The organism is Variovorax sp. (genome assembly GCF_965279555.1).
GTDB lineage: Bacteria > Pseudomonadota > Gammaproteobacteria > Burkholderiales > Burkholderiaceae_C > Variovorax.
In genome coordinates, this window is record NZ_OZ257247.1 from 3,200,622 (window position 1) to 3,223,486 (window position 22,865).

Sequence of the window (22,865 nt, forward strand, 5' to 3'; positions counted from 1 at the left end):
ACTTTTTTGATAGCTTCACGCATAGCTGCCAAGCGGGTTGAACGGCTCGACCGTACCTTGATACCGGCCGGAATCAGGCCTTGGCGCGGCCCGCCGAGAGGTCGATCTCGTCGGACTGGTAGACATGCATCTCCGGCGTGCCCTCGGCCATGGCCGCCAGCGCCTTGGCGAAGGCGCGCGAGGCGTCCACCCGGAAGTGCGCCTGCAGCGCGGCCATGTCGCTCCAGCGCTCCACGAAGGTCAGGCGCAGCGGCTGCAGCACATCGGTGGTCACTTCATGCGAGATGCAGCCCGGCTCGGCGCGCGAGCGCTGCACGTGCTCGGTGCTGATGGCCAGCATCGCCTGCAGGGTGTCGGGCTTTGCCAGCGCGTGTCCGATGACCAGGATCATGGGGTCGTCTCCTTCAGCCGAGCACCCGCAAAAGAAAGCGGTTGAGGTCGGCAATTTCTTCCGTGCACACCGAATGCGCCATCGTGTATTCGTGCCACTCGACGGTGTAGCCCAGGGCGATGAGCGCGTCGCGCGAGCGCACGGCGCCGGCCAGGGGCACCACCGGGTCCTGCCGGCCGTGCGCCAGGAACACCGGCGTCTCGTGGTTGGCGGCGTGGCGCTCGGCCGCGGTGGTGGCCGCGATCGGCAGGTAGCCCGAGAGGCCGACGATGCCCGCCAGCCGTTCGGTGTGGCGCAGGCCCGTCATGAGGGCCATGGCGCAGCCTTGCGAGAAGCCCGCCACCACGATGCGGCTGGCGGCGATGCCCCGGGCCTTCTCGCCGGCGATGAGCGCCTCGATGGTGGCCTGCGAACGGCGCAGGCCGGCCTCGTCTTCGCGCGCCGCGAGATCGGCCACGGCGATGTCGTACCAGGCCGGCATCTGGTAGCCGCCGTTGATGGTCACGGGAATGACGGGCGCGTTGGGGAACACGAAGCGCACGGGGCCCACGGCCGCCAGGTCGAGTTCATTGGCGATCGGCACGAAGTCGTTGCCGTCGGCGCCGAGGCCGTGCATCACGATCACCGTGGCGGTGGGGTTGGGGGCGGTTTCTATCTCGATGGGGGGACGGGACATGGTCGGGCAAAGGTATTCAGGAACGCGAATGACCGGACCTTAGCGCATTCGGGGCCTGCCGGAGGCATGGAAACGGCCGGTTGGCTGACTTGCACATGGTTGCGCCGCGCCCAACATGGTTCGCAAAGACAGCAAGGAAACCCCGAGTGAGCCATTCCCCTCCCCTGGTAGAGACCAAGCTGGCCGGCGTCGTGCTGGTCTGCGGCGACTGCGAAGAACGCAAGGACGGCCCCACGAAGCTCAGGGCCAGGCAGGTCCGCAAGGAACTGAAGCATGGCCTTGCGCACCTGCCGGTGCGCCTGCGCGTGGTGCAGTGCAGCTGCCTCGGCCTGTGTCCCAGAAAGGCCGTCGCGCTAGCTGCCGTGGCGCAGGGCCATGCCCCGCTGGCCGCCGAGGCGTGCCACCAGGAAGACGTGGAAGCCTTCGCCAAGGCGCTGGCCCGGTCCGTCAAGTAAAGCAGGCAACGAGGGCTATTCGGCCTTGATGCCGACCGCCTTCACGATCTGCGCATAGCGCTCGTATTCGCTCGACACCTGCGCCTGGAACTGGCGCTGCGGATGACCGGTGGCCTCGATGCCCTGTGCCGCGAGTTCGGCGCGGGCAGCCGGTGTCTGCACGATGCGGCCGGCCTCGGCCGCGATGGCGTCGACCACCGGTTGCGGCGTGCGGGCCGGCGCGAACAGCCCGAACCAGGTGCCCGAACGGTAACCCGCATAGGTCTCGCTCACGGTGGGCACCTCGGGCAGCAGCGCATGGCGCTTCTCGCCGCTGGTGCCCAGTGCCACCAGCCGGCCGCTGCGGATCTGGGGCAGCGCCGGGCCCACGGCGATGAACATCACGTCGACCTGCCCTGCAATCACGTCCTGCATGCCCAGCGGGCCGCCGCGGTACGGGATGTGGGTGACGTAGATGCCCGCCTTCTGCTTGAGCAGTTCCATGCTGAGCTGCTGCGGACTGCCGTTGCCGGCCGAGGCGTAGTTGATGCGGCCCGGATGGGCCTTGGCCGCGCGCACGAAGTCGGCCACCGTGCGAAAGCCCGTCTTCGGGTTGGCCACCAGCACGAAGTCGATCTGCCCGAGCGACACCACCGGCACCAGGTCGCGCCGCGCGTCGTAGGGCAGGCCGGCCTGGATGTTGGGGAGGATGGTGATCGGCCCGTCGGCCCCCACCAGCAGCGAATAGCCGTCGGGCTGGGCCTTGGCCAGTCCGTCGGCCGCCAGGATGCCCGCCGCGCCGGCGCGGTTGTCGATGACCACCGGCTGCTTCCATTGTTCCGAAAGCCGCTGCCCCAGAAAGCGCGCCAGCACGTCGGGCGAACTGCCGGGCGTGTTCGCGACCGTGATGTGCACAGGCTTCGACGGGTAGGCCACTGCAGCAGGCTGCTGCGCCTGCGCGGCCAGGGGAAGCGATACGCCGGCCCACAACGCGCCCAGGGCGAATATCGGAGTCAGCAGGAAACGGGCGCGCATAGTGAACTTTCGTTAGCGTAAGACAAAGCGCGCGATTCTGGAGCGCCACCGCCCGCAGGCAAACGACCCATTTGTCAGATGCTTAGGTGCGTTCGGGCATATGCCCCCCGCCTCCCTGCGCCCCCGACGGGGACACGGGCACCCCGGATGCAACACAATGGCGTTTCGCATGAAGACCACCACCTCGCAACCGAAGCCCCCTCTTGCCGCGCCTGCCGCCGCGGCGCCGTTCGACAGCGAACGGCTGCTGCGCGACAGCGGCCTGCGCGTGACGCGCGCCGCGCAGACCGTGCTCGAACTGCTCGAACACAGCTCCCAGCCGCTGACTCACGAGGAAGTAGCCGCCGCCTACACCGCCGCGGCCGGCGAGGCGCCCGACCGCGTCACGGTCTACCGCGTGCTCGACCGGCTGGTCGAGGCCGGCCTGTGCGACCGCCGGGTGGGCGCCGACCGGGTCAACCGCTTTTCGCGCCACGTCGAGGCCGCCTCGGGCAACACCTTCGAATGCGACCAGTGCCACAAGGTGCTGGCCCTGCCGTCCGACCCGGAATTGCCGAAGGTGATGGGCAGGCTGGGCAAGGCGCTGCGCAAGCAGGGCATCGACACCCGCCACACCGCCCTCACCCTGCACGGCACCTGCGGAGAGTGCGCACGGTAGCTTCAGCCGTTCACGCGTTCCAGGAGGGGAACGGATCGGGAAAGTTCTGCCACCACGACGCGCCGAAGCGCATCTCGTTTTCCGTCAGCAGGCAGGCGTCCAGCCGCGCGCGCAGCGCGTCTTCATCCATGCCGATGCCGATCAGCACCAGCTCCTGCCGCGCGTCGCCCGTGGCCGGGTCCCAGTTCCTGCGGATCAGATCCAGCGCCTGTGGGTCGGTCGGCCAGTGCTCGCGCGGCACCGCCGCCCACCAGAAGCCTGCCGCGCCATAGCGGCAGGCGCCGCCGGCCTGCGACCACGAGCCCGCGCGCGTGGCGCGGCTGGCGAGCCAGAAAAAGCCCTTGGAGCGCACCACGCCCTCCCACTCGCTCTGCACCAGCTTCCAGAAGCGCATCGGGTGAAACGGCAGGCGCGAACGGTAGACGAAGCTGCGAATGCCGTATTCCTCGGTTTCGGGCAGGTGCTCGCCACGCAGTTCGGCCAGCCAGCCGGGCGCCTGCTCGGCCTCTTCGAAGTCGAACAGGCCGGTGTCCAGCACCCGGTCGAGCGCCACGCGGCCGAACTCCGACACCTCGATGCGGGCCCGTGGATTCAGGCTGTGCAGGATCGCCATCAGCCGCTCGCGCTCCTCGGCGGTGACCAGGTCGATCTTGTTGACCACCAGCACGTCGCAGAACTCGACCTGCTCGATCAGCAGGTCGACCACCGTGCGCGTGTCCTCGTCGCCGAGCGACTGGCCGCGCTTGCCAAGGCTGTCGGCCGAGCTGTAGTCGCGCAGGAAGTTGAAGGCATCGACCACCGTCACCATGGTGTCGAGCCGCGCCACGTCGGCCAGGCTCTTGCCGTCTTCACCGGCGAAGGTGAAGGTCTCGGCCACGGGCAGCGGCTCGGAGATGCCGGTGGACTCGATCACCAACTGGTCGAAGCGCCCCTCCTTGGCGAGCCGGCCCACCTCCACCAGCAAGTCTTCGCGCAAGGTGCAGCAGATGCAGCCATTGCTCATCTCGACCAGCTTCTCGTCGGTGCGCGACAGCTGCGCGCCGCCGTCGCGCACCAGCGCAGCGTCGATGTTGACATCGCTCATGTCGTTGACGATGACCGCCACGCGGCGACCTTCGCGGTTGTGGAGGATGTGGTTCAGCAGCGTGGTCTTGCCGGCACCGAGAAAGCCGGAGAGCACGGTGACGGGGAGGCGATCGGCCATGGGGGCAGGCTCCATATATGCAACAGGATTGCATTATATGGATCAACGCAACTTGGTTGCGTTTGCCTTTCGCGCAGTTCGCCCGCGCGGTCTCGCCGCTCAGTATTGAAGCTGCGGATACCAGTCCTTGCCCCGGCCTTCAGGCGTCATGTCCAGCAGGCTCAAGATCGGCATCGGGTCGGGCGCGCCGCGCGGGTCCTGCCCGGGGTCGGCGGTGCCGGGGCTCATCTCGGCCGCCCAGAAATGGCGGATGGTGTCGCCGTCGCGCCGGAACACGTTGAACGCCGAGTTGTCGCCGCCGTCGGGCTTCTCGCCGGCGTAGTCGCGGTTGAAGTCGTTGCCGCCCGACGAGTACAGCGGCAGATGGCGCCAGCCACGCTCCCGCGCAAACGCCGTCATGCGGTCGATGGGCGAGGTGGCGATCACCGCGAACGCCACGCGCTGCAGGATGTCGGGCATTTCGCCGTCGTAGGCGCTGAGCAGCGACGTGCACATGGGGCATGGCCGCTCGCGCTTCGGGCCGAACATCCAGTTGTAGGTGATGAGGGTGCCGTGCTTGCCGAACAGTTCGGAGAACTTCACCTGTCCATCGGCGCCCTGGAACAGGTAGTCCTGCGGCACGACGCCGCCCGGCGGCAGCGCGCGGCGCATCTCGGCCACGCGCTCGATGCGGCGGCGCAGATCGATTTCTTCGGCGAGCAGCTCGGTGCGCGCCTTGCGGTACTCGGCGCTTTCGCCGGGGAAGCGGACGGGGTTGGACCTTGCGAGCTGGCTTGCCGAAGCAAGGCCCAAGGACTCTGCACTGGAAGACATGGCGGATCACCTCCTGAAGCCCGAGAGATGGGGATTGACGTTGATCGCCACGCCATCTTGCTGCCGAATATCTCTCCGCGCCAGTACGCGCTTTTCCCCTGCCGGGCCTGGAGTTGTCCTACGCCGCCCTACATCTCGAAAGCCTCGACCTGCCGCCCGTCGATGTCGGTGAAGCCATAGGCGCGCGCCAGGTCGGCCACGCGCAGCACCTCGCCGGTCTTGTCCATGACGGCAGGGTCGGCCGCCAGCGCGGCCACCGCCCGGCCTAGGTAGCGCGGCGATTCGGTGCGCGCGAGTTCGGGCCTTTCCTGCCAGTGCGCCTCGTCGGTCTTGTGCCCGGCCAGCACGAATTCCGTGCGCATCCAGCCCGGCGACACCGCGACGGACGCAACGCCGTGCGGCTTCAGCTCATGCGCCATGCCGAAGGCCAGCCGCGTCATCGAGGCCTTGGCCAGGTCGTAGAACAGGCTGCCGCGCAGGTAGCGGCCCCGATCCCAGAAGGTGGTGGTGACGATCAGCCCCTTCTTCTGCCGCACCAGCATCGGCGCGGCGCAGCGGCTGGCCACCAGATGGTTGCGCACGCCGCGGTCGAACATGGCGTCCCAGTTGGAGAGCGGATGCTCCCAGAACGGCGCCTCGAATACGCCGTTGAAGCTCTCGTGGCCGCCCCAGGCGTTGTTGACGAGCAGGTCGAGTCGGCCATGCTCGCTGTCCACGCGTGCGAACAGCGCGGCCACCTCGGCTTCGCGGGTGTGGTCGCACTGCACGGCGATGCCCCGGCCGCCTTGGCGCGTGACCTCGTCGGCGGTGTCGTCGATGCTGCCGGGCAGCGCCTTCAGGTCCGACAGGGCCAGCAGTTGGCCGTAGCTGGCGGCAGGCTGTTCGCGCGTGCTGCGTCCGGTGACGTACACGGTGGCGCCGGCCGCGCCCAGTTCGATCGCAATGCCGCGCCCGGCGCCCCTGCTCGCACCCGTTACCACCGCCACGCAGTCCTTCAACGGACGGTCTGTGCTTTCTTGTTTCTGCATCTTTTCGGCTCCTTGCTTGAGAGCGAACGAAGATATCCCGCGCTCAATCGCCCGTCTTGGAAGAAACCGAAGCCGCGCGTCCGAGGAACTCGGTCGGCGTGACGCCGCACAGCGCGCGGAACTCGTTGACGAGGTGCGACTGGTCGTAGAAGCCGCCTTCCAGCGCAAGGTCCGCCCAGTCCGGCGCCGGCCGCTGCCGCAGCGCGCGCAGGCAGCCATGCATCCGCGCGAGCCGGCTCCAGGCGCGCGGCGACAGCCCGACGTGCGCATGAAAGAGCTGTTGCAGGCGCCGCTCGCCGACACCGACTGCCGCGGCCACCTCGCGCAGCGGCAGCCGCCCTTCGGACGCCGCGATCAGCCGCGCCGCATGCATGGCGATGTCGTTGCCCGCGATGCGGCCGTCGCGCAAGCGCTGTGACAGGGCCGCGTGAAGCAGCGCGACACGCTGTGCGTCGTCCGGCGCTTCGGCCATGCGCTCGAGCAACGCCGCTCCCTCCCCCCGCCACAGCGCATCGAGGTGGACCGCGCCGCCACCGATCTCGCCGGCCGGCAGCCCGAGCAAGCAGGCGGCGGCGCCGGGACGCAGCGTGACGGAAAGCCCCTCGACCTTGCCCCGCATGCGCACCACGACCGGTGCGGCCGAGGCGCCGATGGCCTCCACCGCCAGCCCGCCGCCGCTCCCCGCGGAGGGCGCATCGCCGAAATTGAAGACCAGCCGCACCGCGCCGTCTGGCAGCACGCGCTCGCTCATCTCGTGGCCTTCTGCAAACGTCTCGCGGTACAGCATGACGTGCGACACGTGCCCGCGCAGCGCGGCACCCACCGGAAACGCGCGCAGCGTGCCGGCAGGCATGGCCGATTCCGGCCCGTGCAGGGGGTCGTCTTCGAGCCGGAGGAAAAGGCGTTCGCCCATGGATGCCGATTGTGTTGAAAAACGCCCCTGGTGGGCGTGCCGGCTGGAGCTCGCTGAAAATCGGCCGTTCGCCTTGTTCGCTCCCCCTCTCCTCTCCCGCATGCCTGCCACCGCCCTCCCCGTTCTCTACTCCTTCCGCCGCTGCCCTTACGCCATGCGCGCCCGGCTCGCCCTGGTGGCCGCTGAGCAAGCCTGCGAACTGCGCGAAGTGGTGCTGAAGAACAAGCCCGCCGAAATGCTCGCCGCCTCGCCCAAGGGCACGGTGCCGGTGCTGCTGACCGGCGACGGCACGGTGCTGGAGCAAAGCCTGGACGTGATGCTCTGGGCCCTGCGCCGCAACGATCCCCTGCGCTGGCTCGCGCCCGAGGCCGGCACGCTCGCGGACATGCTCGCGCTGGTCGCCGAATGCGACGAGGGCTTCAAGCCTCTGCTCGACCGCTACAAGTACCCCGACCGCCATGCGGACGGCGGCGTGCCGGCCCGCGACCGGGGCGCGCTATTCCTGCGCGGCATCGAAGACCGGCTATCGGCCTCGCCGCAGCTCACCGGCGGCCGTTCCACGCTGGCCGACGCCGCGCTGATGCCCTTCGTGCGCCAGTTCGCGATGGTCGACGCCGCATGGTTCGCCGCGCAGCCGTGGCCCCGCCTGCAGGCATGGCTAGACGGCTGGACCGGCTCCGAACTGTTCGAACGCGTCATGCACAAGTACGAGCCCTGGAAGACCGGCGAGGCCGGCGCCCGGTTCTAGCCAGACATCACCGCCGCGGACGCACGCTGGATGCACTCGATGAAGTGCTGCGCCGCCGGCGTCGACAACTGCCCCCTGCGCCGCAGCACGCACACATTGAGCATGGGCAGTGACTCGTCGACGTCGACCCGGCGGATGCCGTGGCGCTTGAAAGTCAGCTTGACCAGCGGCTCGACGAACAGGCCGATCAGGTCCATGTTCCCCACCAGCCCGAGCGCCACCGTCACCGACTGCCCCTGGATGATGCGCGAGGGCGGCGGCAGCCCCAGCGGCGTGAACAGCGGCGCCACCGACTCGCGTCCGCGGTCGTCGTCGCCCGGCAATATCCATTCGGCCGGGTACAGGTCGAGCAGCGAGCGCGCCCCGCGCAGCGGATGGCGGTTGCGCATGCCCACCACCAGCTGCACCGGAAACAGCTCCAGCGCCTCGAACTGCGGATCGAGCGTGCCCGGCACCACGTGGGCCACCGCGAAGTCGAGGTAGCCGTCGCGCAGCCGCGCCAGCATCCATGGCAGCACCGCTTCGCTGAACTGCACGTCGACGGCTGGCAGGCGGGTGTGGAAATCCTTGAACGCGGGGGGCAGCACGGTGAGCGCGAACGAGGCGCTCACGGCCATCGACACCGTGCCGGTGGCGCCGTCGCGGATCTGCGCGATCTCGTCCCGCGCGCGCTGCATGTCGGCCAGCAGCAGCCGCGCGCGCGGCGCAAAGGCCTGGCCGAACTCGGTGAGCCGCACGCCCTTGACGCTGCGCTCCACCAGCGGCGCCCCGACCTCGCGCTCCAGCTCGCGCACGATCTTCGTCACCGCCGGCTGAGACAGCCCCAGCACCCGGGCCGCGGCGCGGATGCTCATCTGCTCGACCACCGCCACGAAGGCGTGCAACTGATTGGGTTTCATGACAACCAAAAGTTATCGTTATGGCCCAATTATTGTCTTTTCATGACAGCGGCGAGTCTCTAGCATCCGGCGCGGCCAGGGGCATACATACCCTTTGGCAGACATCCATACAAAGCAAGCACACACTGGAGAGACATGAGCATCCCAAGCAACCCGCCGGCTTCGAGCCCCGCGCGCCGGCGCCAGACCATCGTTGCCACGACCATCGGCAACGGCCTGGAGTTCTTCGACTTCACCGTCTACGGCTTCCTGGCGCTCGTGATCGGCAAGCTCTTCTTTCCGACCTTCAATTCCTACGGGCAGCTGCTGCTGACGGTGGCGAGCTTCGGCGTGGGCTTCATCATGCGGCCGCTGGGCGGCATCGTCATCGGCGCCTATGCGGACCGCGCGGGCCGCAAGAAGGCCATGACGCTCACCATCTTCCTCATGGCGCTGGGCTGCGCGCTGATCGCGTTCACGCCCACCTACGCGAGCATCGGCGTCGCGGCGCCGATCGTCATCGTGCTGGCGCGGCTCATCCAGGGCTTCTCCGCCGGCGGCGAGGTGGGCGCTTCGACCACCCTGCTGGTGGAACACGCCACGCCGGCCAACCGCGGCTACATGGCGAGCTGGCAGTTCGCCAGCCAGGGCCTGGGCGTGCTGATGGGCGCCGTGGTGGTGGGCGTGCTCACGACCGCGCTCTCGGCCGAGTCCATGCAGAGCTGGGGCTGGCGCGTGCCCTTCGTGATCGGCATGCTGATCGCGCCGGTGGGCATGTACATCCGCCGCCACCTGGAAGAGTCGCTGCACATCTCGCCGGCCGAAGCCGCCGCGCCGCGCGAAAGCAGCCTGAAGATCGTCTGCACGCAGCACGGCAAGACGGTGCTGGCCGCCATCCTCACGCTGGTGGGCGGCACCACGGCGGCCTACGTGGTCACGTTCTACATGCCGACCTATGCGGTGCGCGAACTCGGGTTCACGCCGTCGGTGGCGCTGTTCGGCGCCGCGCTCACCGGCCTCATCTCGTTCGCTTTCGCGCCCTTCGTGGGCAAGCTGTCGGACGTGGTGGGCCGCAAGCCGCTCATCCTGTGGAGCCGCATCGCGCTGGCGGTGCTCATCTACCCGGGCTTCCTGTGGCTCAACGCCTCGCCCACGCCCACGGTGCTGTTCGTGGTGCTCGGTGTCTTCAGCTTGGGCCTGGTGGTGCAGACGGTGCCCGGCATCACGATGCTGCCGGAGATGTTTCCGAAGGCGGTGCGCGCGAGCGGCATGTCGCTGGTGTACAGCGTGGGCGTGGCCCTGTTCGGCGGCTTCGCGCCCTTCATCAGCACCTGGCTGCTGAACGCCACGGGCAGCAAGCTGGCGCCGGCCTGGTACCTGGTGGCGATGACGGTCGTCTCGCTGCTCGGCCTGCTCTGGCTGCGCGACCATACGGGCCGCGACATCGACGCGGCGGGCGCCCACGCGGCGGGCTGACGACGGCCCCCTAAATTCAAACTCAAAGCCAACACAGACAGGAGTCCCCACCTCATGCCAACCCAACGCTCCGCCGCCACGCGGCATTTCTCGGGCACGTATGCCGAAGCCCGCGCCAAGTTCCTCGAGGCCGCCGCCCAGCGCGGCGCGGCCGTCGAGTCGTTCGTGCTCGATGCGCACCGCGGCGCGCTCGGCGAAGAACTGGCCACCGACGTCGCGCTGATCGGCGCCATCGACGCGAAGAAGCTGCTGCTCGTGACCTCCGGCACGCACGGCCCCGAAGGCTTCAGCGGCTCCGGCGCGCAGATCGCCACGCTGAACGACGCCGACCTGCTGTCGCGCCTGGAGCAGGCCGGCGTGGCGCTGCTGCTGGTGCATGCCGTCAACCCGCACGGCTTTTCGCACCTGCACCGCACCAACGAAGACAACATCGACCTGAACCGCAACCACATCGACTTCAATGCGCCGCTGCCGGTGAACGCCGCCTATGCCGAAGTCGAGCCGCTGGTGCTGCCCGCCAGCTGGCCACCCACGCCCGCCGACGAGGCCGCCGTGGGCGCCTACATCCAGAAGCACGGCATGACCGCCTTCCGCGCGGCCGTGACCAAGGGCCAGTACACCTCGCTCGACGGTCTGTTCTACGGCGGCACCGCGCCGTCGTGGAGCAACAGGACCATCCGCAAGATCCTGCGCAAGTACGCGGCCTCGGCCACGTACCTGGGCTGGATCGACGTGCACACCGGCCTGGGCCCCTACGGCCACGGCGAGAAGATCTACCCGGGCCGCAACACGCCCGAAGACCTGGCGCTGGCGCACGCCTGGTGGGGCGCCGACGTGTTCGCGCCGTTCGCGGGCGACTCGGCCTCGGCCGACGTGTCGGGCCCGGTCATCTCGACCGCCTACGACGAATGCCCGAACGCCCGCGTGGCGCCGATGGGCCTGGAGTTCGGCACGCTGCCCGACCTGGAAGTGCTGAACCGCCTGCGCGCCGACACCTGGCTGCGCCGCCACCCCGAGGCGCCCGACGCGCAGAAGCGCGAAATTCGCCAGCAGCTGCGCGACGCTTTCTACTGCGACAACGAAGAATGGAAGGGCATGGTGCTGGGGCAGACCCGCGTGGTTCTGCTGCAGACGCTTCAGGGCTTGCGCAAGGCCTGACGAGGCAGGCGCCGCGCCGGGCTCTTTCAGCCGAAGTTCGGCGCGCGCCGTTCGCGCAGCGAGGCAACGCCCTCGCGCACGTCGGCGCCTGCGAAGCCCATGAATTCGAGCGCCAGCGAAGCGTCGAAGGTCGGGCCGGCCTGGCGCAGCCAGTTGTTCAGCGCGTACTTGGTCAGGCGAATCGCGCTCTGGCTGCCGGCCGCGAGCCGGTCGGCCACCTCGTAGGCGCGCGGCAGCAGTTCGGCTTCGTCCACCGCGAGCGACACGAGGCCGATGCGCTCGGCCTCCTCGCCGCTCACCGGCTCGCACAGCAGCAGGTGGTACTTGGCCTTGGCCATGCCGCACAGCAGCGGCCACACGATGGCCGCATGGTCGCCAGCCGCCACGCCCAGTCGCGTGTGGCCGTCGACGATCTTCGCGCTCTTGGTGGCAATGGAAATGTCGGCCAGCAGGCCCGCCACAAGCCCCGCGCCCACGGCCGGGCCGTGCATGGCGCTGACGATGGGCTTGTCGCAGTTGATGATGTTGTAGACCAGGTCGCGTGCCTCGCGCCACACACGCTGGCGCACCGCGTCGTCTGTGGTCATGTCCTGCACCATCGCGAGGTCGCCACCGCCCGAGAAGCCCTGGCCCTCGCCCCGCAGCACCGCGCAGCGCACCGTGTCGTCGGCCGACACGTCGCGCCAGATCTCGGCGAGTTCGCGGTGGCCGTCGTGCCCGGCCGTCGGCAGCTTGCCGTTGGCCGCGCGCATCTGGATGTCGAGCACCGCGCCGTTCGCGCCCCGGCGCGTGATGGCAAGGGTTTGATAGCGGGTGTAGTCCATGGCGAATCCGTGTTTCTATTTCTTGGCGGCGATTTCGCGGCAGCGCCGCACGTTGCTGTCGAAGCGCGCCGCGAGGCCGGGCTCGCATGCATCGTCGCCGGGGGTGAGCCTGCACATGCCGACCACCACGTAGTCCATGACCGCCGCGGTGCACATCGGGTAGGCCGCAAGCTCGGGGTTGGCCTTGACCTTGAAGCCCCAGCGGTCCGAGAACTCCACCGTGCGCGCCATCGCGTCGTGGAAGAAGCTGCGGTCCTTCGCGGCGATGGCGGCTTCCATGCGCGGCAGTTCCTCGTTCAGGTAGCCGACCGAATCGAGCGGGAAGTCGGACGGGTTCTGCTGCGCCGTGGCCATGGATGCGGCCAGCACGAGAGGCAAGGCAGCGAAGATGCGCAAGGCCGGAGCGAGCGCGGAACGAAGGAACAGGCGTTGAAGGTGCATGGCCGTGAATTCTGCAACGTTTTGAAGCACTTTTGAATTCCCGGCGATGCGTGGGCGCGACGACGCCTACTTTCCCTTCTTCTGCTTGTCGTACTTGCGCCAGTACTGGAACTCGTCTTCGTGCACTTCGAGGTCGATCTCCGAAATGCGCAGCTGCAGCCGTTCCTGCACCTCGGCCACGGCCTTGTTGTAGACCAGCGGGCCGACTTCCTCGAGGAAGAAGCCGAGCAGCGCGCCGGCGCCGATGTTGCCGATCGGCTCTTCCATGTTCTCGCGGAAATAGCGCTCGATGGACGTGATGGCCTGCTGGCGCGCTTCCTTGGAAATCTCGATGGTCATGGATGTCTGTCTCTCAGGGATGGAGTCGATCGATTGTGCCGGGCGCGGGCGCGGCCGCGACCGGCCGTTCGCTACCATGCGGCCACAACAACACGGAACCGGAGACAGACACCATGAAGATCCGCCCCGCCGCACTCGCGGCCCTTGCCCTGGCCGCCCTCGCCTCGCTTTCCGGCTGCACCTCCATGACGCCCACCGTGGCGCAGCGCCAGCTGATGCTGGTGGCCAATGACGAGAAGCAGTCCTGGAACGACGCCGGCGCCGTCATTCTCGGCCCCATGGGGCGCGACACCGTGCAGGTGCTCGACATCGGCATCGACCCGCTCGCGCCCAAGGTGCTGGGCACGCTGCAGCTCGACAACACCATCGCCGGCCCGCCGACCAACCTGGCCATCACGCCCGGCGAAACGCTCGCGCTGGTCGCCAACTCGCTCAACGTGGTCGAGGAAAACGGCGTGCGCAAGCAGGTGCCCGACAACCGCCTGTTCGTGATCGACCTGACCTCCAGCCCGCCCAGGCTGCTGGACACACTGCAGGTCGGCAAGCAGCCCTCGGGCCTGTCGATCAACCGCGCGGGCAACCTGGCGCTGGTGGCCAACCGCGCCGACAACTCGGTGAGCGTGCTGCGCATCGCGGGCAAGAAGGTCACGCTGATCGACACCGTGGCCATGGGCGAATCGGTGGCGCATGTGCGCTTCACGCCAGACGGCAGGCGCGCGCTGGCGGCCAAGTTCCCGAGCCACAAGATCGCGCTGCTCGACGTGGACGGCGAGAAGGTCAGCTACAACAAGGTCGATCTCGCGGCGGGCCTGTGGCCTTACAACGTCGACGTGACGCCCGACGGCAAGCTCGCGCTCACGGCGGACAACGGCAACGCCGGCGCGTCCGACGGGCAGGTCGACACCGTGAGCGTGATCGACATGGAAGCCGCGCCGCCGCGCGTGATCGACAAGGTGGTGGTCGGCGACGGCCCCGAGGGACTGGCCGTGAGCCCGACCGGCAGGCATGCGGTGGCGGTGATCCTGCGCGGCAGCAACGCGGCGAAGAACGCCTACTTCTACAACCGCAACGGCTCGGTGGTGCTGCTGAGGATCGACGGCAAGAAGGTCACGCGCGCCAACGAGGTGGTGGTGCGCGGCCTGCCGGAAGGCGCGGTGTGGAGCGCCGACGGAAAGTACCTCTACGTGGGCAACTTCATCGACAAGGACATCACCATCCTGCGGCTCGACGGCGACACGCTGGTGCCTACGGGCAAGTCATTCGCGCTGGAAGGCCATCCGGCCGCGATGCGCGGGACAATGACGCACTGAATCCACTTTTCCCGAACGAAGAAGAAGCCATGGCGCAACCCAAACGACAACTCCGCACGCTCGAACGCGGCATCCTCTGCCTCGTGATCGGCGCCGCCGTTCTGCTGGCGCCGCGCTTCCTGCAGGGCACGCGCTGGTTCGAGATGGTGGCGGGCGCCTATCTGGTGGGCTGGTTCGCGCTGGCGCTGGGAACCGGGCTGGTGGTGGTCGAGCTGTTCAAGCGCGGCAAGCCGCGCCAGTAGTGCCAGTAGCCCAGGCAGGCCTCGAAAGCTCGGTCAGGCCTTCTTGCCGCGCAGCTTGCCGACCAGTTCCACCACGGCAAGCACGATGGCGCCGGCCACCACGCCCACGCCGGCATTCACGCCCATGGAGCCCAGCGTGCCGAACACGCCGCCGGTGGCCTTGGCCCAGTCTTCGACCGCATGGCCCAGTGCCGGCACGCCGTGCACCAGAATGCCGCCGCCCACCAGGAACATGGCGGCGGTGCCGGCCACCGACAGCGCCTTCATGAGCCACGGCGCCGCCACCAGGATGCCGCGGCCCAAAGCCTGCGCACCCGCGCTGGCACGCTGGCTCAGGTAGAGGCCCGCGTCGTCGAGCTTCACGATGCCGGCCACCAGGCCGTACACGCCGATGGTCATGATGAGCGCAATGCCCGCCAGCACGGTGAGCTGCGTGGTGAATGGCTGGCCCTGCACCGTGCCCAGCGTGATGGCGATGATTTCGGCCGAGAGGATGAAGTCGGTGCGCACCGCGCCCTTGATCTTGTCCTTTTCGACGGCGACCACGTCGGCCGAGGCGTCGGCCACGGCCTGTTCATGGCGCCCGATGTCTTCGGCGTGTTCCTTCTTGTGCAGGAACTTGTGGGCGAGCTTCTCGGCGCCCTCGAAGCACAGGAATGCGCCGCCGACCATGAGCAGCGGCGTCACCAGCCAGGGCAGCCAGGTGCCGATGGCCAGGGCGGCCGGCACCAGAATCGCCTTGTTGATGAACGAGCCCTTGCACACGGCCCACACCACGGGAATCTCCCGTTCGGCCCTGACGCCGGACACCTGCTGCGCATTGAGCGCGAGGTCGTCGCCCAGCACGCCGGCCGTTTTCTTGGCGGCCACTTTGGTGAGAACCGACACGTCGTCCAGTACGGTCGCGATGTCGTCGAGCAGCAGGAGCAGGCTGGTGGCCATGGGCAGGTCGGAGAAAAAGAGAATCGGCGAGCTTAGTCGTTGCCTTCGGGCTGCTCCGCAATACCCATACGGGGCCGGTTCAGAGCGCGCTCAGCGCCAGTGCCAGCACAGCCAGCAGCGAGGCACCGAACACCGCCAGCCCCACGCGGCGGCGGCGGTGCGTGAGCATCCAGAGCGCCACGCCCGACATCGAAAGGAAGATCAGGCTGCCCGCCAGCGTGTCGACCAGCAGGATCCACGGCATCGGCATGCCGCCGCCCTTGTGCATGTTGGTGAGCGTGGCGACGAAGCCGTTGTGCGTGGTGGCCACGCCGACCGAGCGGTTGCCCTGCCAGTACTCGGCCTGCACCATTTCGTTCGGCCCGCCGAAATTGAAGACCCAGTGCGCCGGCTGCGTGAGCGCGGGGGCGCCGTGGTCGCCCTTGTCGGCCCATGCCACGGGTTTGGCGGGCTCGATGCGGGTGGAGTTGGGCGGCCCGCTCATGCGCAGTGCCTCCTGCAGCCAGCGGCTCATGGCCTCGGGCGTCTCGGGCGCCGGCTCGGGCAGCGCCAGTTGGGCGCGGGTGCGCTCCTGTGCCTGCGGCAGCTTCAGCACATTGCGGTGGTTGAGCCAGATGCCGCTGAACCCGAACAGCAGCCCCAGCACCGCGCCCCAGAGGCCGATCCAGCCGTGCATGCGGCGGATCCACTGCACGGTGGCCGTGCGGCGCTGGTGGGAGCGCACGCGCGCGGCGTGGCCCAGGATGCTGCTGTCGTGGTCCATGGCAGCGGGGATCAGGAAACGTCGCGCTTGAGCCGGATTTCCTCGACACGCACGGTGCCGAAGGCGGTGGTCTTGGCGGTCTTCATCTCGCGCTTGAAGCCGGCGAGTTCGTGGAAGCGCATGGCGCGGTCGTTGCGAATGGGCACCCAGATGGTGACCGTGGTGCAGCCCTCTTCCTCGAGGCCTTCGCGCGCGGCGTCCCACAGGGCCACGCCGGCGCCCTTGCCCCAGTGCTCGGGCTTGACGTAGATGGCCCAGATTTCACCGGTGGTGGGCGGGGTCTTGGGGTCGCGCGAGCGGTCGAAGCCGACGAAGCCGACGATCTGGCCGCCGTGCGTGACCACGTGCACCTGGGGTTCGCTGTATTCGATGGCTTCGCGCCACTTGGCTTCCCGCGACGCCGGGGCCAGGGTGCGCAGCTCTTCTTCGGGGAGGATGCCTTCGTAGGCAGCCTTGGCGGCCAGGGCGTGGACTTCGGCGACGGCCTTGGCGTCGCGCAGGGTGGCGGGGCGAACTTCGTAATCTGACATGAATGCGGGGAAATCAATGGAACCGCGTATTGTCGCCGCACCGCTAAACTGCCCGCTGCATCCGTCGTAACAACAGGAGAAATCGACATGGCCAAGGGTCAGCAACGCAGCACCAAGGAAGCGAAGAAACCGAAGAAGGACACCTCGCCGCCCAAGCCCGTCGGCACCGGCGGCATCGAACCGGTCCGCACGGTCACCACGGCAGTGATCCCGCGCGGCAAGCTCAAGAACAAGTGACCGACGCAGCACCGGCCCCGGCCAGGCCCTCGCAGCCGCGTAATCCGCTGCACGGGCTTACGCTGGAAGCCATCGTGACGGCACTGGCCGGCCACTATGGATGGGAACAGCTCTCGGAGCTGGTTCCCATCCGCTGTTTCGCGATCGACCCGAGCGTGAGCTCCAGCCTCAAGTTCCTGCGCAAGACCCCCTGGGCGCGCGAGAAGGTCGAGAGCCTGTATCTCTTCATGCTGCGCGAGCAACGCCGCGAACAGCAGCAGCAGCAAAATCCAAACACCCCCTGATCCCGCAACGATGAAGGTTCGACTCGAACCGTCGGGCCTCGGCTTCGAGGCCGACGCCGGCACCACGCTGCTGCAGGCCGCCGAGGCCGCGGGCATCGAGCTGCCCAGCTCGTGCCGCAACGGCACCTGCCGCACCTGCATCTGCCGGCGGCTGTCGGGCGAGACCCGCCACACCATCGAGTGGCCGGGCCTGAGCATCGACGAAAAAGAAGAAGGCTGGATCCTGCCCTGCGTGGCGCAGGCACTGGGCGACCTGACGCTCGACGTGCCGGGCGCGCGCTCCCTCTTCCCGGACTGAGTTCGCCGGCCGGGCTACGAAGACAGGGGCCTGGCAGCGGCAGGCACCGCCACCGCCAGCCGGTCGCGCTGCGCCAGCGACGGGAAAAGCTTGAACCACGTGAGCGCCACCAGCATCGTGCCCACGCCGCCCACCACCACCGAGCCGACCGGCCCCAGCAGCGCCGCAGTTGCGCCCGACTCGAATTCGCCGAGCTGGTTGCTGGCGCCGATGAAGATCGAGTTCACGGCGCTCACCCGCCCGCGCATGGCGTCGGGCGTCTCCAGCTGCACCAGCGTCTGGCGGATCACCACGTTGACCATGTCGGCCCCGCCCGAGACCGCCAGCGCGATCAGCGACACGACGAAACTCTTCGAGATGCCGAACACCACCATGCACAGCCCGAACAGCGCAATGGCCATCAGCAGCGTGCGCCCCACGTGGCGCTCGACCGGCCGGCGCGTGAGCGCGATCGACATCACCAGCGCCCCCACGGCGGGCGCGCCGCGCAGCAGGCCGAGCCCCCAGGGGCCGGTGTGCAGGATGTCCTTGGCGTAGATGGGCAGCAGCGCCACCGCGCCGCCCAGCAGCACCGCGAACAGGTCGAGCGAGACCGCGCCGAGCACCGGCTTGCGCTTCCAGATGAAGTCGACGCCCGCGAACACCGTGGCCAGCGTGACCGGCTCGCGCGCGGCCGGCGTGTAGGCGTAGCGCAGCCGCAGCACCAGCGCACAGGCCAGGGCAAAGCACACCACGCTGGCGCCGTAGACCACCGCCATGCCGGCCACGAACAGCAGCCCGCCCAGCGCGGGCCCGCCGATGATCGCGCCCTGCATGCCGGCCGAGCTGAAGGCCATCGCGCGCGCCAGCATGGTCGGCGGCACCAGCAGCGGCGTCAGCGCCTGCTGCGCCGGCATCTGGAAGGCACGCACCGCGCCCAGCACCAGCGACAGGCCCAGCAGCAGCCCGCGCGTGTCGTGCTTCCCCATCACCGCCAGCAGCAGCACCAATGCGACCAGCCCCTGCACCGCGAAGCAGGCCGCGACGATGCGCCCCCGGTGATGGCGGTCGACGATGTGGCCCGCCAGCAGCGCCAGCAGCAGCGCGGGCACGAACTGGTAGAGGCCGACAAGGCCCAGGTCCCAGGCGCTGCTCGTGAGGTCGTACATGTGCCAGCCGATGGCCACCAGCAGCATCTGCGAGGCGGCGGTGCCGAAGAGCCGCGCCGTCCACATCTGCATGAAGGGACGTTCGCGCGTCAGGTCGGAAAAGCCGGGGGAGGAAGCAGCGCCGGCCGGAACGGCGGAGGCTGCGGGGGGAAAGGAAGCGGGAGCGGGGTCGGGGCCGGACATCCGCTCAAGGATATCCGAGGCTTCATGAGCGGGCCGTGAGGCGCGGCAACGCCCCCTGCGCGCCCTTTGTCGCGCTCTCTAAACTCGGTGCCTCCATGACCCTGCCAGCCCCCCTGCACCCCGTTCACGAAGACGACCACCTGCTGGTGTTCGACAAGCCCGCCGGCCTGCTCTGCGTGCCCGGCCGCGGCGAGGACAAGCAGGACTGCCTGAGCGCACGCGCCCTGCGCCAATGGCCCGACGCGCTGATCGTGCACCGGCTCGACATGGGCACCAGCGGCCTGGTGGTGATGGCTCGCGGCATCGAGATGCAGCGCGCCCTGAGCGCCGCCTTTGCCGAGCGCCGCGTGCACAAGCGCTACGAAGCCGTGGTCGACGGCACGATGCCGCTGCACGAAGACTGGTCGGTGATCGACGCCCCGCTGATGGCCGACTGGCCGCGCCGCCCGCTGCAGAAGGTGGACCCGGGGGGCAAGCCGAGCGTCACGCGCTGGAAGGCGATTTCAGCCTGGCCCGGCGAGCCGGCCGCCACCCACGTGCTGCTGGAGCCGCTGACCGGCCGATCACACCAGTTGCGCGTGCACCTGCTGTCGATCGGCCATCCGATATTGGGAGACGCGCTTTATGGCGATGCCGCCTTGCAGGCACGTGCGCCGCGCCTGCTGCTGCATGCGAGCGAGCTGGGCTTCGTGCATCCGGTGACGCGGCAGGAGCTCCGCTTAAGTCGGCCGCCCGATTTCGTTTCTTCGAGCTGCTGAGTGCTGGCTGGGCCTCAGCCGCCCTTGACGACCAGCACAGGCATGTTCGCGTCCTGCAGCACGCGCTGCGTGACGCTGCCGAGCAGCAGTTTCTCGATGCCGCTGCGGCCGTGCGAACCCATCACGATGAGATCGGCCGCGATGGCGATGGCCGTGTCGACGATGCCTTCGTGCACCACGTGGCCGTCGATCACGCGCTGGTCGCTGTGCAGGCCTTCGGCCGCCAGCGCAGCCACGCCGCGCGCGAGTGCCGCGTTGGCACTGGCCGTCGCGGCGGCGAGGTATTCGTTCTGGCCGAGCGCATAGTCCGCGCCGACGCCGATGAAGGGATAGTTGTCGATCACGTGTATCAACGTGATGCGGCTTCCGAAGGCCAGCGCGAGGCCGCTGGCCTTGCTGACGGCGAGCATGGAAGTTTCGGAGCCGTCGATCGGAACCAGGATGTGATTGAACATGGCGGGACCTCGCTTTCGTTCGCAGACAGACCCGGCTCAAAAAGAGCCGGGGCTCGAATTTAACCGCTGTTCGGGTGGGCGGACTGTAGGACTCGTACCAGCGGCGGCGCAACGCGTTCGCGCACTCAGCGCCGCGCGGGTTTGTCAGTCGCCCTGAAAACCCTTGGCCCGGCAGGTGATCACGAGCGTATCGCGCCAACCTTCGCCGCCCTCTTCGAGCGGCTGGATGGGCGTGGACTCGTGGATCACGCGCGCGTCGTCGAGCAGCAGCAGCGTCCACGGCTCGGTCATGGTGAAGCGCTCGCCGCGCCGGCCGTTGGCCTCGAACACGCGCGTTTCGCCGCCCTTGATGCCTTGGCGACCGATGAGTGCGACAGCCACGAGGTCGACACCGTCGCGGTGCGCGCCCTCGGGGGTAGGACGGCCGATGCCTCCTGCGGTGTCGATGCGGAACTGGTGCGCTTCCACGAACCAGCGCTGCGGCGCGCCGCGCATGTCGCTGCTGGTCTTGCCCAGCTGCTGCAAAAGGCGCTGCCACACCGGCTGCGCCACCGTGGCGTCGAGCATCGGCGCAAACCAGCGCTGCATGCCGCCGTGCAGCGCGTTGTATTCGACCGGCTGCCAGTGCGCGCGATGCGGCACCTGTGCCAGCGTGGCGTGGTCGTCGGCCTCGACGGTAAAGCAGGCGTGTCGCCGCGTGCGGTAGCGGCCGCCGTCCTTCAGGTACTCGTCGGGCGGGAGTTCGTTCCAGTCGGCGTGCAGCACCTCGAGCTGCGGCAGCGGAGCGCCTAGCCATTCGCTGACCCCCTGGGGGCTCAGCACCGCATAGCCCTGGCCACGCAGTGCGTCCGGGAGGTCTGCAGGAGCGATGAAGGGAGGTGTGAAAGCAGCCGTGGTCACTGCGCGCTGACCTTCACGTCCTTCCAGAACGCGACGCGGTCGCGAATCTCCTCTGCTTCGGGCTTAGGGTCGGCGTAGTACCAGGCGGCGTCGGTGTTGAGCTCGCCGTTGACCAGCAGCGAGTAATAGCTTGCGGTGCCCTTCCAGGGGCAGGTGGTCTTGTGGTTGCTGAAGGTGACGACGTCGCGGTTGAGCGAACTCATCGGGAAATAGTGGTTACCTTCGACGAGCACGGTGTCGTCGCTTTCGGCGATGGTGACGCCGTTCCAGGTTGCTTTCATGGTCTTGGTCTCCAGGGGGAGGGTTGCGGGGCGCTGGCCGTTGCGCTGCCGCACGGGGCGAGGGGTATTGTGCCGCTGCTGCGGCTTGAGCCTTCTTCGTTGTGTTTATCCACCTTGTTTGGGGCTTTGTTTTCCGGGGCCGGGTCTCGGCCCGGCGGCCGACCTACTTTTCTTTGCTTCGCCAAAGAAACGTAGGCAAAAGAAAGGCGACCCTGCTGTCTGCGTCCCTTCGCTTCGCTACGGGCAACCTGCGGTGCTCGACGTAGACGGGGGTCCGCAGAACTCGCTTCGCTCAAACAGCTGCGGCCCTGATCCCGCCTACGTCTGCGCTCCTCGGCGCAGCCAGAAGGGGGTTGGAAACCGAACGCGCCATCGCTACGCTCGGCGCGAATGGCAAAGCCGCGCCGAGGGTCGCAGACAGTGGGGTCGCCTTTTCTTTGCTTACTTTCTTTTGGCGAAGCAAAAGAAAGTGAGTCCGCCGCCGGGCGGATATCCCGGCCCCGGAACCAAACCTAGGCAGCCAACCAGTGCACGCTGAAGAGCCTCTCAGGATCCGTCCAAACAGCCCCCGGACGAAACCCCGCCCGAGCAGCCAGAGCCCGAAGCCCTTCAACAGTGAACTTATGCGAGTACTCCGTATGAATAGTCTCGCCCTCCTCGAACCCAAACCGTTCTCCATTCAGACAAACGCTCTGAGCCCGCCGGCTCACCAGATGCATCTCGATCCGTCGCCGAGGCGCGTTGTAGAACGCCGCATGCGAGAACCCATCCAGATCGAAGTCCGCGTTCAGCTCCGAGTTGGCACGACGCAGCAGGTTGAGGTTGAACTCGCCCGTCACCCCTTGCGCATCGTTGTAAGCCGCATGCAGCCGCGCCGGGTCCTTCACCAGGTCGACACCGATCAACAGCCCTCCGCCACGCAACATCCGCGCAGCCAGCTGCAGAAAGGCCAACGCCTCGTCAGGCTCGAAATTTCCAATGGTCGACCCCGGGAAGAAACCGACTCGCCGCCCCGCGCCGGCCAGCGGCGCAGGCAGCACCATCGGCATGGTGTAGTCGGCCGCAATGGGCTGCACCACAAGCTCCGGATAGTCCGCCTTCAAGCGCGCCGCAGCCGCTTCCAGGTGCTCACCCGAAATGTCGATGGGCAGATAGCGCTTGGGCGTCTCCAGCGCATCCAGCAACAGCCGCACTTTCGTGAGCGACCCGGCCCCGAACTCCACGATTTCCGCATTCGGCCCGACCTGCTGCGCGATCTCGCCCGCGCACTCGCCAAGAATGCGCAGTTCGGTGCGTGTGGGGTAGTACTCGGGCAACTCGCAGATCCGGTCGAACAGCTGCGACCCCGCCACGTCGTAGAAGAACTTCGGCGAAATGCTGCGCGGCGAGCGCGCAAGCCCCGCCTGCATCTCGCGCCCGAACTCCGACAGCGGCGCTGCGGCTTCGGAAGCATCGGTAACGGCACGCGTCTTCGCGGGAACGAACGACAGCGAGGAAGAGGAAGTCGGATTTCGCATG

General features: G+C 68.3%; 30 protein-coding genes. 11 read left to right on the top strand and 19 right to left on the bottom strand.

From position 1 onward, the window contains the following. Positions 1 to 73 precede the first annotated feature (73 nt). Together ACQY8B_RS15180 and ACQY8B_RS15185 are read right to left on the bottom strand one after the other, a co-directional pair. Positions 74 to 391, bottom strand: a complete 318-nt coding sequence (locus tag ACQY8B_RS15180; protein WP_422087460.1) for a putative quinol monooxygenase — start codon at positions 389 to 391, stop codon at positions 74 to 76. A gap of 13 nt (positions 392 to 404) precedes the next feature. Then, the gene (locus ACQY8B_RS15185; RefSeq protein ID WP_422087461.1) at positions 405 to 1,067 is read right to left on the bottom strand and encodes an alpha/beta hydrolase; all 663 of its coding nucleotides are present in this window, start codon (positions 1,065 to 1,067) and stop codon (positions 405 to 407) included. Between the two features lie 146 nt (positions 1,068 to 1,213). On the opposite strand from ACQY8B_RS15185, the gene ACQY8B_RS15190 reads away from it, so the two are divergent. Continuing rightward, entirely contained in the window at positions 1,214 to 1,522 is a 309-nt protein-coding gene (locus ACQY8B_RS15190; RefSeq protein WP_422087462.1) for a hypothetical protein, read from the top strand. 15 nt (positions 1,523 to 1,537) lie between these two features. Here the strand turns inward: ACQY8B_RS15190 and ACQY8B_RS15195 are convergent, their stop codons facing one another. After that, the gene (locus ACQY8B_RS15195; protein ID WP_422087463.1) at positions 1,538 to 2,536 is read right to left on the bottom strand and encodes a Bug family tripartite tricarboxylate transporter substrate binding protein; all 999 of its coding nucleotides are present in this window, start codon (positions 2,534 to 2,536) and stop codon (positions 1,538 to 1,540) included. Between the two features lie 169 nt (positions 2,537 to 2,705). Between ACQY8B_RS15195 and ACQY8B_RS15200 the strand changes: the two genes are divergently transcribed. Continuing rightward, a complete protein-coding gene (locus tag ACQY8B_RS15200) occupies positions 2,706 to 3,194 on the top strand; it encodes a Fur family transcriptional regulator (protein WP_422087464.1) in 489 nt (162 codons plus the stop codon). Positions 3,195 to 3,204: 10 nt separating this feature from the next. On the opposite strand, the gene zigA is transcribed toward ACQY8B_RS15200, so the two are convergent. From zigA to ACQY8B_RS15220, 4 genes are all read right to left on the bottom strand, one after another. After that, positions 3,205 to 4,398 carry a zinc metallochaperone GTPase ZigA gene (zigA, locus tag ACQY8B_RS15205; RefSeq protein WP_422087465.1) on the bottom strand — a complete coding sequence of 398 codons (1,194 nt, stop codon included), beginning with the start codon at positions 4,396 to 4,398 and terminating at the stop codon, positions 3,205 to 3,207. Between the two features lie 99 nt (positions 4,399 to 4,497). Next, complete coding sequence (locus ACQY8B_RS15210; RefSeq protein WP_422087466.1) at positions 4,498 to 5,211, bottom strand: DUF899 family protein; 714 nt, start codon at positions 5,209 to 5,211, stop codon at positions 4,498 to 4,500. A gap of 128 nt (positions 5,212 to 5,339) precedes the next feature. Further along, positions 5,340 to 6,239 (bottom strand): SDR family oxidoreductase, encoded by a 900-nt coding sequence (locus ACQY8B_RS15215; RefSeq protein WP_422087467.1) that lies wholly within the window; start codon positions 6,237 to 6,239, stop codon positions 5,340 to 5,342. Positions 6,240 to 6,282: 43 nt separating this feature from the next. After that, entirely contained in the window at positions 6,283 to 7,152 is an 870-nt protein-coding gene (locus tag ACQY8B_RS15220) for a helix-turn-helix domain-containing protein (RefSeq protein ID WP_422087468.1), read from the bottom strand. A gap of 100 nt (positions 7,153 to 7,252) precedes the next feature. Between ACQY8B_RS15220 and ACQY8B_RS15225 the strand changes: the two genes are divergently transcribed. After that, positions 7,253 to 7,900: a glutathione S-transferase gene (locus ACQY8B_RS15225; protein WP_422087469.1), complete on the top strand. Its 648-nt coding sequence runs from the start codon at positions 7,253 to 7,255 to the stop codon at positions 7,898 to 7,900. On the opposite strand, the gene ACQY8B_RS15230 is transcribed toward ACQY8B_RS15225, so the two are convergent. After that, positions 7,897 to 8,799 carry a LysR family transcriptional regulator gene (locus ACQY8B_RS15230; protein ID WP_422087470.1) on the bottom strand — a complete coding sequence of 301 codons (903 nt, stop codon included), beginning with the start codon at positions 8,797 to 8,799 and terminating at the stop codon, positions 7,897 to 7,899. The two genes, ACQY8B_RS15225 and ACQY8B_RS15230, sit on opposite strands and share 4 nt — an antisense overlap. 135 nt (positions 8,800 to 8,934) lie before the next feature. Between ACQY8B_RS15230 and ACQY8B_RS15235 the strand changes: the two genes are divergently transcribed. After that, on the top strand, positions 8,935 to 10,254 hold the full coding sequence (locus ACQY8B_RS15235; RefSeq protein ID WP_422087471.1) for an MFS transporter: 1,320 nt from the start codon (positions 8,935 to 8,937) through the stop codon (positions 10,252 to 10,254). Positions 10,255 to 10,308: 54 nt separating this feature from the next. After that, positions 10,309 to 11,412 carry a M14 family metallopeptidase gene (locus ACQY8B_RS15240; RefSeq protein ID WP_422087472.1) on the top strand — a complete coding sequence of 368 codons (1,104 nt, stop codon included), beginning with the start codon at positions 10,309 to 10,311 and terminating at the stop codon, positions 11,410 to 11,412. Positions 11,413 to 11,438: 26 nt separating this feature from the next. Here ACQY8B_RS15240 and ACQY8B_RS15245 read toward each other — a convergent pair whose 3' ends face one another. The 3 genes from ACQY8B_RS15245 to ACQY8B_RS15255 form a co-directional block, all read right to left on the bottom strand. Beyond that, on the bottom strand, positions 11,439 to 12,236 hold the full coding sequence (locus tag ACQY8B_RS15245; protein WP_422087473.1) for an enoyl-CoA hydratase/isomerase family protein: 798 nt from the start codon (positions 12,234 to 12,236) through the stop codon (positions 11,439 to 11,441). Positions 12,237 to 12,251: 15 nt separating this feature from the next. Next, positions 12,252 to 12,677: a hypothetical protein gene (locus ACQY8B_RS15250; protein ID WP_422087474.1), complete on the bottom strand. Its 426-nt coding sequence runs from the start codon at positions 12,675 to 12,677 to the stop codon at positions 12,252 to 12,254. A gap of 66 nt (positions 12,678 to 12,743) precedes the next feature. Further along, positions 12,744 to 13,016 carry a DUF2164 domain-containing protein gene (locus tag ACQY8B_RS15255; protein ID WP_237679590.1) on the bottom strand — a complete coding sequence of 91 codons (273 nt, stop codon included), beginning with the start codon at positions 13,014 to 13,016 and terminating at the stop codon, positions 12,744 to 12,746. Between the two features lie 113 nt (positions 13,017 to 13,129). On the opposite strand from ACQY8B_RS15255, the gene ACQY8B_RS15260 reads away from it, so the two are divergent. Both ACQY8B_RS15260 and ACQY8B_RS15265 read left to right on the top strand, forming a co-directional pair. Then, positions 13,130 to 14,326, top strand: a complete 1,197-nt coding sequence (locus tag ACQY8B_RS15260) for a lactonase family protein (RefSeq protein ID WP_422087475.1) — start codon at positions 13,130 to 13,132, stop codon at positions 14,324 to 14,326. Positions 14,327 to 14,355: 29 nt separating this feature from the next. Beyond that, the gene (locus ACQY8B_RS15265; protein WP_422087476.1) at positions 14,356 to 14,568 is read left to right on the top strand and encodes a hypothetical protein; all 213 of its coding nucleotides are present in this window, start codon (positions 14,356 to 14,358) and stop codon (positions 14,566 to 14,568) included. Positions 14,569 to 14,601: 33 nt separating this feature from the next. Here ACQY8B_RS15265 and ACQY8B_RS15270 read toward each other — a convergent pair whose 3' ends face one another. From ACQY8B_RS15270 to ACQY8B_RS15280, 3 genes are all read right to left on the bottom strand, one after another. Next, a complete protein-coding gene (locus tag ACQY8B_RS15270) occupies positions 14,602 to 15,510 on the bottom strand; it encodes a DUF808 domain-containing protein (protein WP_422087477.1) in 909 nt (302 codons plus the stop codon). A gap of 79 nt (positions 15,511 to 15,589) precedes the next feature. Then, positions 15,590 to 16,273, bottom strand: a complete 684-nt coding sequence (locus ACQY8B_RS15275) for a PepSY-associated TM helix domain-containing protein (protein ID WP_422087478.1) — start codon at positions 16,271 to 16,273, stop codon at positions 15,590 to 15,592. Between the two features lie 11 nt (positions 16,274 to 16,284). Then, positions 16,285 to 16,803, bottom strand: coding sequence for a GNAT family N-acetyltransferase (locus ACQY8B_RS15280; RefSeq protein WP_081271502.1), 519 nt, complete (start codon positions 16,801 to 16,803; stop codon positions 16,285 to 16,287). A gap of 87 nt (positions 16,804 to 16,890) precedes the next feature. Here ACQY8B_RS15280 and ACQY8B_RS15285 point away from each other — a divergent pair, with 87 nt between their 5' ends. The 3 genes from ACQY8B_RS15285 to ACQY8B_RS15295 are packed head-to-tail and all read left to right on the top strand — an operon-like array spanning position 16,891 to position 17,622. Further along, positions 16,891 to 17,040, top strand: coding sequence for a hypothetical protein (locus ACQY8B_RS15285; protein WP_172839976.1), 150 nt, complete (start codon positions 16,891 to 16,893; stop codon positions 17,038 to 17,040). After that, positions 17,037 to 17,324, top strand: a complete 288-nt coding sequence (locus tag ACQY8B_RS15290) for a VF530 family DNA-binding protein (RefSeq protein WP_422087479.1) — start codon at positions 17,037 to 17,039, stop codon at positions 17,322 to 17,324. The genes ACQY8B_RS15285 and ACQY8B_RS15290 overlap by 4 nt, the downstream gene beginning before the upstream one ends. A 10-nt stretch (positions 17,325 to 17,334) precedes the next feature. Next, entirely contained in the window at positions 17,335 to 17,622 is a 288-nt protein-coding gene (locus ACQY8B_RS15295; RefSeq protein WP_422087480.1) for a 2Fe-2S iron-sulfur cluster-binding protein, read from the top strand. A gap of 14 nt (positions 17,623 to 17,636) precedes the next feature. Here the strand turns inward: ACQY8B_RS15295 and ACQY8B_RS15300 are convergent, their stop codons facing one another. Then, positions 17,637 to 18,842 (bottom strand): MFS transporter, encoded by a 1,206-nt coding sequence (locus ACQY8B_RS15300; RefSeq protein WP_422087481.1) that lies wholly within the window; start codon positions 18,840 to 18,842, stop codon positions 17,637 to 17,639. A 206-nt stretch (positions 18,843 to 19,048) separates the two neighbouring features. Between ACQY8B_RS15300 and ACQY8B_RS15305 the strand changes: the two genes are divergently transcribed. Beyond that, the gene (locus ACQY8B_RS15305) at positions 19,049 to 19,711 is read left to right on the top strand and encodes an RluA family pseudouridine synthase (protein ID WP_422087482.1); all 663 of its coding nucleotides are present in this window, start codon (positions 19,049 to 19,051) and stop codon (positions 19,709 to 19,711) included. Positions 19,712 to 19,725: 14 nt separating this feature from the next. Here ACQY8B_RS15305 and ACQY8B_RS15310 read toward each other — a convergent pair whose 3' ends face one another. The 4 genes from ACQY8B_RS15310 to egtD form a co-directional block, all read right to left on the bottom strand. After that, a complete protein-coding gene (locus tag ACQY8B_RS15310) occupies positions 19,726 to 20,166 on the bottom strand; it encodes a universal stress protein (protein WP_007833935.1) in 441 nt (146 codons plus the stop codon). 144 nt (positions 20,167 to 20,310) lie between these two features. Then, entirely contained in the window at positions 20,311 to 21,066 is a 756-nt protein-coding gene (locus ACQY8B_RS15315) for a 2OG-Fe dioxygenase family protein (RefSeq protein ID WP_422087483.1), read from the bottom strand. After that, positions 21,063 to 21,347 (bottom strand): DUF427 domain-containing protein, encoded by a 285-nt coding sequence (locus tag ACQY8B_RS15320; RefSeq protein ID WP_422087484.1) that lies wholly within the window; start codon positions 21,345 to 21,347, stop codon positions 21,063 to 21,065. The genes ACQY8B_RS15315 and ACQY8B_RS15320 overlap by 4 nt, the downstream gene beginning before the upstream one ends. Positions 21,348 to 21,859: 512 nt before the next feature. Beyond that, on the bottom strand, positions 21,860 to 22,864 hold the full coding sequence (gene egtD, locus ACQY8B_RS15325) for an L-histidine N(alpha)-methyltransferase (protein ID WP_422087485.1): 1,005 nt from the start codon (positions 22,862 to 22,864) through the stop codon (positions 21,860 to 21,862). Position 22,865 lies beyond the last annotated feature (1 nt).

Coding starts and splice junctions, on each gene's coding strand:
- ACQY8B_RS15180 (WP_422087460.1), bottom strand. CDS start 391: ATGATCCTGGTCATCGGACACGCGCTGGCAAAGCCCGACACCCTGCAG.
- ACQY8B_RS15185 (WP_422087461.1), bottom strand. CDS start 1,067: ATGTCCCGTCCCCCCATCGAGATAGAAACCGCCCCCAACCCCACCGCC.
- ACQY8B_RS15195 (WP_422087463.1), bottom strand. CDS start 2,536: ATGCGCGCCCGTTTCCTGCTGACTCCGATATTCGCCCTGGGCGCGTTG.
- ACQY8B_RS15200 (WP_422087464.1), top strand. CDS start 2,706: ATGAAGACCACCACCTCGCAACCGAAGCCCCCTCTTGCCGCGCCTGCC.
- zigA (WP_422087465.1), bottom strand. CDS start 4,398: ATGGCCGATCGCCTCCCCGTCACCGTGCTCTCCGGCTTTCTCGGTGCC.
- ACQY8B_RS15210 (WP_422087466.1), bottom strand. CDS start 5,211: ATGTCTTCCAGTGCAGAGTCCTTGGGCCTTGCTTCGGCAAGCCAGCTC.
- ACQY8B_RS15215 (WP_422087467.1), bottom strand. CDS start 6,239: ATGCAGAAACAAGAAAGCACAGACCGTCCGTTGAAGGACTGCGTGGCG.
- ACQY8B_RS15220 (WP_422087468.1), bottom strand. CDS start 7,152: ATGGGCGAACGCCTTTTCCTCCGGCTCGAAGACGACCCCCTGCACGGG.
- ACQY8B_RS15225 (WP_422087469.1), top strand. CDS start 7,253: ATGCCTGCCACCGCCCTCCCCGTTCTCTACTCCTTCCGCCGCTGCCCT.
- ACQY8B_RS15230 (WP_422087470.1), bottom strand. CDS start 8,799: ATGAAACCCAATCAGTTGCACGCCTTCGTGGCGGTGGTCGAGCAGATG.
- ACQY8B_RS15235 (WP_422087471.1), top strand. CDS start 8,935: ATGAGCATCCCAAGCAACCCGCCGGCTTCGAGCCCCGCGCGCCGGCGC.
- ACQY8B_RS15240 (WP_422087472.1), top strand. CDS start 10,309: ATGCCAACCCAACGCTCCGCCGCCACGCGGCATTTCTCGGGCACGTAT.
- ACQY8B_RS15245 (WP_422087473.1), bottom strand. CDS start 12,236: ATGGACTACACCCGCTATCAAACCCTTGCCATCACGCGCCGGGGCGCG.
- ACQY8B_RS15250 (WP_422087474.1), bottom strand. CDS start 12,677: ATGCACCTTCAACGCCTGTTCCTTCGTTCCGCGCTCGCTCCGGCCTTG.
- ACQY8B_RS15255 (WP_237679590.1), bottom strand. CDS start 13,016: ATGACCATCGAGATTTCCAAGGAAGCGCGCCAGCAGGCCATCACGTCC.
- ACQY8B_RS15260 (WP_422087475.1), top strand. CDS start 13,130: ATGAAGATCCGCCCCGCCGCACTCGCGGCCCTTGCCCTGGCCGCCCTC.
- ACQY8B_RS15265 (WP_422087476.1), top strand. CDS start 14,356: ATGGCGCAACCCAAACGACAACTCCGCACGCTCGAACGCGGCATCCTC.
- ACQY8B_RS15270 (WP_422087477.1), bottom strand. CDS start 15,510: ATGGCCACCAGCCTGCTCCTGCTGCTCGACGACATCGCGACCGTACTG.
- ACQY8B_RS15275 (WP_422087478.1), bottom strand. CDS start 16,273: ATGGACCACGACAGCAGCATCCTGGGCCACGCCGCGCGCGTGCGCTCC.
- ACQY8B_RS15280 (WP_081271502.1), bottom strand. CDS start 16,803: ATGTCAGATTACGAAGTTCGCCCCGCCACCCTGCGCGACGCCAAGGCC.
- ACQY8B_RS15285 (WP_172839976.1), top strand. CDS start 16,891: ATGGCCAAGGGTCAGCAACGCAGCACCAAGGAAGCGAAGAAACCGAAG.
- ACQY8B_RS15295 (WP_422087480.1), top strand. CDS start 17,335: ATGAAGGTTCGACTCGAACCGTCGGGCCTCGGCTTCGAGGCCGACGCC.
- ACQY8B_RS15300 (WP_422087481.1), bottom strand. CDS start 18,842: ATGCAGATGTGGACGGCGCGGCTCTTCGGCACCGCCGCCTCGCAGATG.
- ACQY8B_RS15305 (WP_422087482.1), top strand. CDS start 19,049: ATGACCCTGCCAGCCCCCCTGCACCCCGTTCACGAAGACGACCACCTG.
- ACQY8B_RS15310 (WP_007833935.1), bottom strand. CDS start 20,166: ATGTTCAATCACATCCTGGTTCCGATCGACGGCTCCGAAACTTCCATG.
- ACQY8B_RS15320 (WP_422087484.1), bottom strand. CDS start 21,347: ATGAAAGCAACCTGGAACGGCGTCACCATCGCCGAAAGCGACGACACC.
- egtD (WP_422087485.1), bottom strand. CDS start 22,864: ATGCGAAATCCGACTTCCTCTTCCTCGCTGTCGTTCGTTCCCGCGAAG.